Raw genomic sequence first — 317 nt, 5'->3', positions numbered from 1 at the left:
CTGCAAGGTTGAAAGTGCTTTCTGGTGATATATAGCGCTTACCTTGTTCGCCAATTGCTGTATATGCTTCTGCAAATCGTAAGTAAAAGGTGTTTCTCCAAGTTACCAATGCAGAGTACTCAATATAGTTTGCTGCTCTAAAGCCATCGGTGAAAACATTCATTCTTACAGAGTTCGAGTCTGTGAAAGAGACTTGATACGCGGATGGATTTCTTTTGTTTTCTATAAAGTACTTATCCAGTTCCTCAATCAATTTAATATCTATATCTTCGTCTATATGTGTAATTGAATTAATGGCATTTAATTCTGGTTTTGTA

1 protein-coding gene is annotated in these 317 nt (G+C 35.6%); it reads right to left on the bottom strand.

Annotated features, from left to right (window positions below; translation table 11 throughout):
* Positions 1-317, bottom strand: a 317-nt coding sequence (locus tag Q4528_RS13220) for a hypothetical protein (protein WP_303521954.1), incomplete at both ends; no start/stop codon positions are given.

This window comes from Staphylococcus pasteuri (genome assembly GCF_030547725.1).
GTDB classification, from domain to species: domain Bacteria; phylum Bacillota; class Bacilli; order Staphylococcales; family Staphylococcaceae; genus Staphylococcus; species Staphylococcus pasteuri.
Note: the sequence above shows the minus strand (reverse complement) of the source record. Positions and strands in the feature narration are given on the sequence as shown.